The sequence below is a fragment of the Bacteroides sp. AM23-12 genome (assembly GCF_003434395.1).
GTDB lineage: Bacteria > Bacteroidota > Bacteroidia > Bacteroidales > Bacteroidaceae > Bacteroides > Bacteroides thetaiotaomicron.
Genome location: NZ_QTLF01000018.1, coordinates 104642 through 115515, shown reverse-complemented (window position 1 = coordinate 115515; position 10874 = coordinate 104642). Strand labels below are relative to the sequence as shown.

8 protein-coding genes and 2 pseudogenes are annotated in these 10874 nt (G+C 35.2%); all 10 read left to right on the top strand.

The features are described from left to right. Positions 1–162: 162 nt before the first annotated feature. Positions 163–1176, top strand: a pseudogene (locus DW640_RS24405) (acyltransferase family protein). Between the two features lie 6 nt (positions 1177–1182). Further along, positions 1183–2601 carry an O-unit flippase-like protein gene (gene wzx, locus DW640_RS15255; RefSeq protein ID WP_080979762.1) on the top strand — a complete coding sequence of 473 codons (1419 nt, stop codon included), beginning with the start codon at positions 1183–1185 and terminating at the stop codon, positions 2599–2601. Then, positions 2598–3794, top strand: coding sequence for a glycosyltransferase family 4 protein (locus DW640_RS15250; protein WP_158562601.1), 1197 nt, complete (start codon positions 2598–2600; stop codon positions 3792–3794). The genes wzx and DW640_RS15250 overlap by 4 nt, the downstream gene beginning before the upstream one ends. 56 nt (positions 3795–3850) lie before the next feature. Beyond that, the gene (locus DW640_RS15245; protein ID WP_158562600.1) at positions 3851–4954 is read left to right on the top strand and encodes a glycosyltransferase; all 1104 of its coding nucleotides are present in this window, start codon (positions 3851–3853) and stop codon (positions 4952–4954) included. Beyond that, positions 4927–6165, top strand: a complete 1239-nt coding sequence (locus DW640_RS15240) for an O-antigen ligase (protein WP_118201974.1) — start codon at positions 4927–4929, stop codon at positions 6163–6165. The genes DW640_RS15245 and DW640_RS15240 overlap by 28 nt, the downstream gene beginning before the upstream one ends. Before the next feature lie 3 nt (positions 6166–6168). Beyond that, positions 6169–7230: a glycosyltransferase gene (locus DW640_RS15235; RefSeq protein WP_048692418.1), complete on the top strand. Its 1062-nt coding sequence runs from the start codon at positions 6169–6171 to the stop codon at positions 7228–7230. A 5-nt stretch (positions 7231–7235) separates the two neighbouring features. Next, the gene (locus DW640_RS15230; protein ID WP_080979763.1) at positions 7236–8459 is read left to right on the top strand and encodes a glycosyltransferase; all 1224 of its coding nucleotides are present in this window, start codon (positions 7236–7238) and stop codon (positions 8457–8459) included. A 2-nt stretch (positions 8460–8461) separates the two neighbouring features. Next, positions 8462–9589 (top strand): dTDP-4-amino-4,6-dideoxygalactose transaminase, encoded by a 1128-nt coding sequence (rffA, locus tag DW640_RS15225; protein WP_048692422.1) that lies wholly within the window; start codon positions 8462–8464, stop codon positions 9587–9589. Positions 9590–9668: 79 nt separating this feature from the next. Then, positions 9669–10592 carry a glucose-1-phosphate thymidylyltransferase RfbA gene (gene rfbA, locus DW640_RS15220; protein ID WP_008761447.1) on the top strand — a complete coding sequence of 308 codons (924 nt, stop codon included), beginning with the start codon at positions 9669–9671 and terminating at the stop codon, positions 10590–10592. An 11-nt stretch (positions 10593–10603) separates the two neighbouring features. Continuing rightward, positions 10604–10796: pseudogene (locus DW640_RS24010) on the top strand (GDP-mannose 4,6-dehydratase); the annotation flags it as partial. Positions 10797–10874: the final 78 nt, after the last annotated feature.

The window sequence follows — 10874 nt, the reverse complement described above, 5'->3', positions numbered from 1 at the left end:
AGGTTGTTTAATTTTTAATTCGTCCCAATTTTAATGGGACACTAATGTTAATATTATAAGGATAACTGGCAACGCAGGTGGAACCAATGTTCGAAGTTCGATACTTCTTGCCAGTCTGATATTCTTTACTTAAGAGTTCAAAAAACTATCAGTGAACTATCAATGAAAGAAAGATATAATTACATAGATTACTCTAAAGCCTTTGCAATTTTACTCGTGATTACAGGTCACATCTGTTTATTTTGTATAAATAGAGGTAATGTGAATAATGCTGACAACATGAGAATATATAGTTGGCTTACAGTTTTCCAAATGCCATTGTTCTTCTTTTTAAGTGGAATTGTTATCAAACATAAAGACTACTCAATAAAAGAAACAATTAAACATCTATATAAAAAGACAAGACAACTTTTAGTTCCATTTTTCTTGTTCGGTACAATTTTTACGTTATTTATTCATCAAGGTTTTTGTGAATTCATTACTCCAGTTATGAAACAAGGCTATTAGTATCTTCTGGTATTATTTGAGCTCTATCTTATTTATTATTTTTTTAATCCCATAAGTTTATTGTGTAAAAGCAAAATGTTTTCATTTGTTGTGGATTTGATATTCATTGTTCTTCTATACTCCATGCTCCAATTGTTAAACAAAGGAGTTGATTTAAATAGTTCATGTTGGCAGAACTATCTAAGTTTAATCCAAGTAAAAAGATATGCACCATTCTTTTTTGTAGCAATATTTTTAAGAAAATACGATGCGGTTAATACGCTTTTCAATAATAAATATATTATGTTAGCATCCCTTCTAATTGCTGTCATAACGGAGCTCTTGAAATGTTTTAATTTTAACATACATGCAATTGGTTATTGGTTACCATGGATTTATATAGTTCTCAGTATATCTATTATTATGAAACTTGAAGTTTTAGATAATAAGATGACACAACTGCTGTCGTTTATTGGTGCACATACACTTGATGTATACGTACTTCATTTCTTTATTGTAAGGAGTATAAGCATGGCATTTTTGTGTTCTTATTTCGATAATTATAATTATCTGATCTTAGAATTGTTAATTATTAGTCCTATTTCTATTCTCATCGCCGTCATATCGGTATATATTGGCAGGGTAATCAGAGCTAATAAAAGAATTGAGTCCTTCATCTTTTTTAGATAATAATTTGTGCCTAATAAAGAATCTATCTCAGTAGGAAAATCTGACATTATTTGGAGCTATATTGCCAAATTTTTAGGAATAGCATCTGGTTTATTAGTCCTGCCTTTTATTTTGAATCGATTGACGGCAGAGGAAATGGGGCTTAATTATTTGATGCTTACTATAGGATCCATGGTGTCATTGTTGGACTTTGGCTTTTCACCTCAATTCGGACGAAACATTACATATGTATTTAGTGGGGCTAAGGAGCTTGCAAAGGAGGGATTTTCAAAGAAGGAAGTTGATAGCAAACCTAGTTACAGGCTGGTTGCTACTGTTATCATCACGGCAAAGATGGTATACAAGCGGCTATCATTATTGGTACTCCTAATCATGTTAACTGCTGGTACATGGTATATCCATTATGTTACCGATGGGTTTAGTCAAGTGCCTAACACTCTCTTGATATGGATTATCTATTCCTTATCTGTATATTTCAATATATATTTCAATTACTATAGCAGTCTGCTCACAGGTCGAGGGTTAATTAAGGAGAATTCCATTTCAATAATCCTATCAAAGTTATCATATATTATGATTACGCTTGGTATGATATTTATGAATTGTGGTCTTCTTTCCATTGTTGTTGCTAACTTTATTTCTCCGTTCATTCAAAGATTCTATGCATACAAGATGTTTTATGGCAGAGGATTAAAAAAGTTACTACCTGTTGATATTAAAAAGGATGAAATACAGAAAACATTCTCTACTATTGGGTATAGCGCAAAGAAACTTGGTCTTACGTTTGTTGGTGCATACGTTGTCAATAAAATGAATATGTTTATTGTTGGCATCTATCTATCCTTGGAAGTAACTGCGTCGTATGGATTGATGGTTCAGCTTGGCACCACAATGGTAACAATGGCGTCTGTTTTCTTTGTTTCGTATCTTCCAGTGTTCTCAAACTACCAAGTGACCCGAGAATATCAGAAGTTGACTGAACTTCTCTCATTCACTATGATCATATTTTGGGCGTTAATGATTTGTGGTTGTATAGGAATGTTCTTTTTCGGAAACTGGTTGCTTGATTTAATAGGTTCTCAAACGACTCTACCATCAAGATGGATTTGCCTACTATATTTTCTATTCTCAACCCTTGAATTGAATCAGTCTAATTTTGCAACAATTATAGTTACTTCCAATCGAGTTCCTTTTGTTAAGCCTACATTGATTTCTGGTGCAGTAATTTTTGTTGGCACTTTTGTTGTACTCAAATTGACAACGTGGGGTATACTCGGTGTTGTGCTTGTTCAGGCTGTTGTTCAGTTATCATACAATGATTGGAAATGGCCAAAACAGGTGTTTGAAGAGCTTAATGTGAGTCTTTTGCAATTTGTTAAACTTGGAATAATCAAATGCAATACATTAATAAAAAGAACGAAATGAGTAAAAAAATTGGAATATTACTCGTCGAATCTCTTCCTCTTCCTCCTGTCAAGGGGGGGGCTGTTGAGAACTTGACGCAACTCATTATTGATAATAATGAGGATAGGCATGATTTGGATATCTATGTGTTTTCAAAATATGATGGTGCTGCGGCAGCTGAGGCAAAGCAATATCATAATACCCAATATAAATATTGCAATCCGTCAGGAATCTACGTTCTGATAGATATTTTACTCAAAGTTGTCAGACGTATCTGTAGGAATTATTTGCATATAAATACCCCTTCACTTTATGAGATAAAGGCATATCGCTATTTCAAGCAGCAGGGTATCAAGACATTGATTCTTGAAAACTGTCCTGCATACGCTCTATATCAAAATCGCAAGTCTGAGTTTGAACTTATTCAGCATTTGCATAACGATTATCTCAATGCATCAAGCAAAATAAACGATCTAATATTCCAACATACCCAAAGGATATTTACTGTGAGTAACTTTATTAAGTCTCGCTTGCAACCTATTGTGCCTTCTTCTATTCCAGTGGATGTTTGTCACAATGGTATAGACTTGCAACGGTTTGAGTTGCCTATAGAAACACAGAAGAAGCAAGAACTACAGAAAAGGTATGGTATCAGTTCTACTGATAGAGTAATTACATTCACTGGGCGATTAGTAAATAACAAGGGTGTTAAAGAGCTTATGCTTGCTTTTGAGAAGGTTGCAGCAAAACATAATGATGCGAAATTACTAATCGTTGGGGGGCAGTCATTCTCTAATAATGTTAAGGATGATTACGTCATTGACCTTGAATTTATAGCTTCTAGAATAGGAAATGGTGTCATTTTTACTGGATATGTAGATTACTCAGAGATTACTTCTTACCTACAACTCTCTACCATTGTTGTCGTACCATCTACAAGTTTTGAGGCTTTCCCCCTTTCTATACTCGAAGCAATGGCTGCTGGAATCCCAGTTGTCGTGTCCGATGCTGGTGGAACGCTTGAGGTGATTGACGAAAGATCAGGGATAGTTGTGAATCGTGGAGAAGGTTTAATTGATGGTCTATCAACGGCTATTGAAGACCTGTGCTTTGATGACGAAAAACTCCACAAAATGTCTGTTGCTGCAAAGCGAAGATCAAAAGTCTTCTCCGACAAGACTATGTATAATAGATTTGTGGATTTATTGAAATGAACCTACTTTATATTTACAGTTCAAATATCAATCCTACGCATGGGGGGGTACAGAGAGTGACAAAAGTTCTATGTGACTACTTCCGCACTCTAGGACATAATTGTTACTATCTTTCCTCTCAACCTACTAATGGTGGTATTAAGAACCAATATGTACTTCCCAATACAGAACTGCTGAATGAGCAGAATATTTACTATATCCAATTATTGTTGAAGGAACAAAAAATAGATGTGGTTGTGAATCAGGATGGATTGTACAAGAATCTGACTAAACTTGTGCATACTAGCTGCTACGGTCATGCCAAGATATTTACGGTAGCTCATAATTCTCTCCTTGCTCCCGTTACTAGTTTTACTATTGTTCGTTATTCTCTATTTAAGAAATTTCATCTCGCATGGCTACTCCCTTTGCTTAGAACGTCAGTTGTCAAGGGAGTGATGAATGCTATGTATAAAAAGAAATACAAACAGCATTATCAAGATATTCTTAAGTATTCCAATCAATTTGTACTACTTTCTAATGCATACAAGAAAGAACTTGCATTTTTCCTACCCGATTTCCCTCAAGACAAGGTATGTGCTATCTATAATCCTTGTACCATTGTATGCAAAGATGATGAGATAATAGAAAAAAAGAAGATTGTACTTTATGTTGGGCGCATCTCATTTGCTCAAAAACGTAATGATCTCCTACTGCATGTGTGGAAGAATATCGAGCTACAACATGCAGATTGGCAACTTAAGGTAGTTGGCGAAGGTGAAGATCTTCCAAGACTCAAAATTATGGCAAAAGAAATGAGTCTTACAAATATATCGTTCGAGGGTTTCAAATCTCCAGAGCCATATTACAAGGAAGCCTCTATCTTCTGCTTGACTTCTGCATATGAGGGTTTTCCCCTTGTATTGGTAGAGGCTATGAGTTATGGTGTGGTACCTGTTGTTTTCAATAGCTACGGAGCAGCAGAAAATGTGATTGATAATTGTGTGAACGGATATCTTGTAAAGCCATTCGATAAAAAGGGTTATACAAAGATAGTTGAATACTTAATTGGAGATAATTTACGTTTGCTTGAAATGTCAACCCAATCGGTACTGAAAGCTAAAGCTTTTAGTGTTGATAATATTGGGAACCAGTGGGTAAAACTGTATCAGGAGAAGTAAAAATGGATAGATTATATAAGTTAAAATGTTGGATATATCCCCTTTCCTTTTTAGGTGCAGAAATGTTCTCGGCTTTCTGCGGAATTACAGGTTATAAACAGGAAGAAGGTAGTACGTTGTACCTTTATTATATGATATCATTGTTTGCATTTTCAATGCTATTAATTGTACATGATATTTTCATATTGGGTAAACCTTTTAGCAAGATGGTTTTATTAATCCCAATTATATTTACTGCATGTTATTTTTCTGATATTAGTTCTGAATCGCCTCCTTTAGAATGGACAAAAAAGGCTTATCAGTTTTTTTTATTCTTTTCGCTGTCACCAATGTTAATTGCTAGCTTAATTGCAAAAAACAATAGTATTGAAGGTATGTATAAATACTTAGATGTTATCTTGATTATTCTTGGTATAGGAATGATAGCAAGATTGCCTAAGATGATGATGCTAGGAGAATTAATAGAAGGTTATAATGGCATTTCTTACCAGTCAGCACTTGCCTTTGGAGCTATATATTATGGTTTATTGTCGAAACGAGAAGATAGATTTAAATTTCTAAAAAACAAAGTCTTTAAGTTAGTAAGTATCGTAATGTGTGTGCTGCTTCCTTTAACATGTCTTTCTTCTGGAGGAAGAGGTGGCGTAGTCTTTCTATTTGCATTAGCGGGGCTGATTAGTTTAATCTTTGTCAAGAAAAGAAATATATTTAAGGTCCTGTTTTTTGTCCTTCCGTTGGGTTTACTAGGAGTTGTCATTATATTTGATCTTGTTCAAAATTCAGTTCTTGAAAATACTTTTAATAGAGGTATGGATCGTGCCTTTTCCTATATTTCTTCAAGCGGTATTGATATGGCGCAAACATCTAATCGTGATATTGTATTTGAATTAGCACAAAAGAATATTGAGGCAAATCTATATACTGGTTATGGAATCTTTCATACTATTGGTGCATTTGGATATCCTCATAATATCTTTTTAGAAATTCTGGAAGGCGGTGGAATTTTCTATTTTGCATTTTGGATAATAATACTAATTATAAGTATAAAAAGAGCATATTTTATAATAAAAATAGAACGAAATCTTTTGTTCCTAGTACCCTTGTTTATATATCCGTCTGTAAATCTTTTATTTTCAGGATCATATCTTATGACTGGTATGTTTTGGTTTGTTCTTGTATTCGTTTTAATCTATAAACCGCAACAATATTGAATAATGGCAAAAGTATTAATCCTTCAAAACGAAATATCTGCGTATAATGTATCAACCTACAATTGTATTTCAGAACTTCACGAACTGACGGTTGCATATTACTCAAAAGATAAATCGTCAATTCCATGTAGTTTTCAAAAACATAAACTAAATTACATAAAGATCAAGTCTATAATTTTAGTTAGTGACTTAAAATCTCTTTGTAAACAATTTGATGTTGTCATATTCGTACCAGATTTCCATGTACCAGCTTATTGTTTATTGCCATTTGGTAATAGACGATATAAAGTAATCTCATGGAGTATTGGTTTCCGAGTGTCTTATGTCCATCCGTATATTACCTACAGAAAACACAATTTGTTGGATCGTTTTTTCCAGAAAGTGTTATCAGCATGTGATGCTAATATCTTCTATATAAATAAGTCACGAGAATTTTGGAAGAACACTAATTTACGGATGGACAATATATTTGAAGCAATCAATACTACCGATGTAGAGAAAATAGAATTCAAACCTGAGCTAAAGAAAGACTTTCTTTTTATAGGGACGCTTTATAAAGGAAAAGGGCTCGATTTGCTGCTTGAGGCTTACAATAAGTTCTACAAACAGAGTTCATGCAATACAAAATTGCGAATTGTTGGTGCAGGTTCTGAACGAGAAGTGTTGGAACAATATGTTAAAGATAATGGACTTCAAGACAATGTTGCTTTTCATGGAGCAATCTATGATGAGAAGGAAATTTTGAAGATCTTCCAACAGTCATTGCTGTGCTTTTCTCCGACACAAGCCGGTTTGTCTGTTCCAAAAAGTATGGGTTATGGCGTTCCGTTCGTCTCACGCAAGGATGCTATTACTGGTGGAGAAATCTATCATATACAGAATGGCGTAAATGGTATAATGTATGAGAAGGACGAAGATCTCTCGGCAATTATGTTAGATGCTTTTGAAAATCGTATTAAATATATCGATATGGGACGCAGGGCAATGGATTATTATTATAGTAAAGCGACTAATGAGATTAAAGCTGAAGGAGTGATAGATGCAATTAACTATGTAATTAGCTAATCACAATGATGAAGAATATAGCGATTATTAATAATGTAGATTTTGGTAGCACTGGACAGATATCACTAAATCTCCATCGGAATTTATTAGCTAAGGGATATCGATCATATTTTTGCTATGGTCGTGGTGCATCTCCAACTAATTCGTCTATGAAAAAAATAGGTAGTTTCTTATCTGTTAATATTCATGCTTTGATGGTTCGCATGACAGGACGACAGGGATTTTATTCTAGTTCTTCAACAACCAAACTTTTACGATTCTTCTCAAAAGCCAATATTGACACAATATACATAGTTTGTATTCATGGATACTATTTGAATGAGTATAAATTGTATAAATATGTGGCAGATAATAATATTGCTTTAGTTCACATAATGATAGACGAATATGCTTATGGTGGCAAGTGTGCATATAATAATGGTTGCAATCGTTATTTTTTGGGGTGCGGTAACTGCCCAAATAAGGCTTCATATCCAACTAGTCTCATTTTGGATGGATCAAAAGCAGTGTTTAAAATGAAACAAAAAGCGTACCAAATGTTATCAAAAGCTGCTTTTGTCGGTCCACGTTTTGTTGTCGAAAAAGCGAAAGAGTCTCCCTTGCTGCAAAATGCTAAAATTGTGGAATTAGATGAATCTATTGATATGGATATATACTATCCTAGAAATACAGATAATCTGTATAGTGAACTTGGAATAAGTGATAATAAAATCGTTATCACCTGTATTGCGCCATTTAATAATACAGTGAATGACCGTAAAGGATGTCGATTCTTTATCGAACTAGCAAGAAGATTTGAAAGCAATAATAACTACATATTTATTCATGTAGGATATATGTGTGAGGATAAATCATTTTTGCCAAAGAATTATATTCCAATTGGATTTATTCGTGACCAAAATAAACTGGCAGAGTATTTTTCTATCGGAGATTTATTTGTTTTCCCAAGTTTATTAGATACAATGCCAAATGCTTGTTTAGACTCATTGGCATGTGGTGTTCCCTTATTATGTTTTGATATATCTGGAATGCCTTATGTTTCAGATAATACTGTCGGCACCTTTGTGGAGGCACGTAATGTGACGGAATTACAAAAGGTTGTACAGAAAATTGTAAAGAAGAATAGCGACATTATTCAAAGGTGCAGAAGTTATGCATTGTCGAGATATGATTCAAAAAAATACAATGAGAGATTGATGCAAATTGGTGAATATTTAAATAAAATATAATTATGATTCCATTTAATAAACCCTATTGTTCTGGTCGTGAACTGAAATATATGGAGGAAGTTTGTCATTCTACAACAATGTCAGGTAATGGTGATTTTACAAAGAAGTGTCATACTTTTTTTGAGGAGAAGTATGGCTTCAAGAAGTGTCTGTTGACTACATCAGGTACCGATGCACTTGAAATGTGCGCAATGCTTTGTAATCTCCAGCCAGGTGATGAGGTAATTATCCCTTCATACACTTTCGTATCTACCGCTCTTGCATTTCTTCGTGAGGATACGAAGGTGATCTTTGCAGATTCAAGTAAAGAGACTCCTAATATGGAGGTCGCACAGATTGAACCATTGATTACAGAAAAAACTAAGGTCATTGCAGTGGTACATTATGCAGGTGTTGCATGCGATATGGATGTTATTATGGCATTGGCTGAGAAGTATAACCTTCTTGTAGTTGAGGATGCAGCACATTGTGTAGATAGCTTCTACAAGGATAAGCCCCTTGGTGGTATCGGTCATCTTGGGGCATTCTCTTTTCACGAGACAAAAAATATCAGTAGTGGAGAAGGTGGTATGCTTGTAGTGAATGATGATCGTTTCATTCGTCGTGCAGAAATTCTTTGGGAGAAGGGAACCAATCGTGCAGAGTTCTATCGTGGTATGGTCAACAAATACGGATGGGTGGACATGGGTTCCAGTTTTCTTCCTTCTGAGTTCAATGCTGCATTTCTATGGGCACAGTTGGAGCAATTGGATGACATTCAGGATAAGCGCAAGCATATTTGGGAAATGTACTACAATGGCTTGAACGGTAAGGTTGGTGATATGGTTCGTCTTCCATTTATTCCTGAGTATGCTACAAACAACGGACACATGTTCTATCTCCTTTGCCCATCACTGGAGTATCGTACAGCTCTGATGACATACCTTAAGGAGAATGATGTACAGACAACATTCCATTATTTGCCTCTTCATAGCAGTAAGTACTATGCAGACAAGTATTATGGTGCTGAATTGCCAAATTGTGACTATTATAGCGATTGCCTTGTTCGTCTGCCTCTGTATTATGAGTTGACAGACTTGGAGGTTAAGAAGATAATTAAACACATTATTGAGTTCTGCTCAAAGAACTAAAAAGCACATCCTTACCTGAAGACAATAAGTATAGCGAGATTCGAATTCTCGGTGAGGAACCAATAATCGTAACAATATTATGAAAGGTATAGTTTTAGCGGGAGGCTCAGGAACGCGCCTTTACCCAATTACTAAAGGCATCTCTAAGCAACTCATGCCTATTTACGATAAGCCGATGGTATATTACCCAATTTCGGTATTGATGCTGGCAGGTATTCGTGACATACTGATAGTATCAACACCATTTGACCTTCCGGGATTCAAACGACTCTTGGGAGATGGCTCTGATTACGGTGTTCATTTTGAGTATGCTGAACAACCATCGCCTGATGGCCTTGCACAGGCTTTTACCATTGGTAAGGACTTTATAGGTGATGATTCTGTTTGTCTTGTTTTAGGCGACAACGTATTCTTTGGTAGTGGTTTTACGGATATGCTGAAAGATGCAGTTCGTACTGCTGACGAAGAACACAAAGCTACTGTCTTTGGCTATTGGGTAAACGATCCAAAACGTTATGGAGTAGCTGAATTCGATCGTAATGGTAATTGTCTATCAATCGAAGAGAAGCCAGTAAAGCCCAAGAGCAACTATGCAGTTGTGGGATTGTATTTCTATCCAAACAAAATTGTTGATGTAGCATCAAAGATACAGCCGTCAGCACGAGGAGAATATGAGATAACTACAGTTAACCAGTGGTTCTTGAATGACAGGGAATTGAAAGTTCAGATTCTTGGTCGTGGATTTGCATGGCTGGATACAGGTACACATGATTCTCTTTCTGAAGCATCGACCTACATTGAGGTTGTTGAGAAACGTCAAGGATTGAAAATCGCATGTCTCGAAGCAATCGCCTACCGTAAAGGTTGGATTAGTGAAGAGCGCATGCGTGAACTTGCACAACCAATGATTAAGAATCAATACGGTCAGTATCTTTTCAAGGTTATTGACGAAATGAAGCAAGACATTAATTCAACTAATATACTTGATAAAGTGGGGAAATAAGATGAAAAAATATAGTAATCACTGGTAGTGTCGGTTTCATAAGCTCACTCGTTGTACATTTGTTTGTGAACAAATCCCTAAAGTTATAACATCATCAATTAGGATAAATTTACGCATGTAGGTAGCTGGGCTAATCTGAAAGAAATAGAAGACAAGCCTAACTATAAGTTTGTGAAGATGGATATTTGCGACTTCAATGCATTCCTAAATAATGAGGCTTGGATGGATAGCATTACAAGTGGTGAATATAAGAGATATTATAATGTAATATGTGGTGAAAGA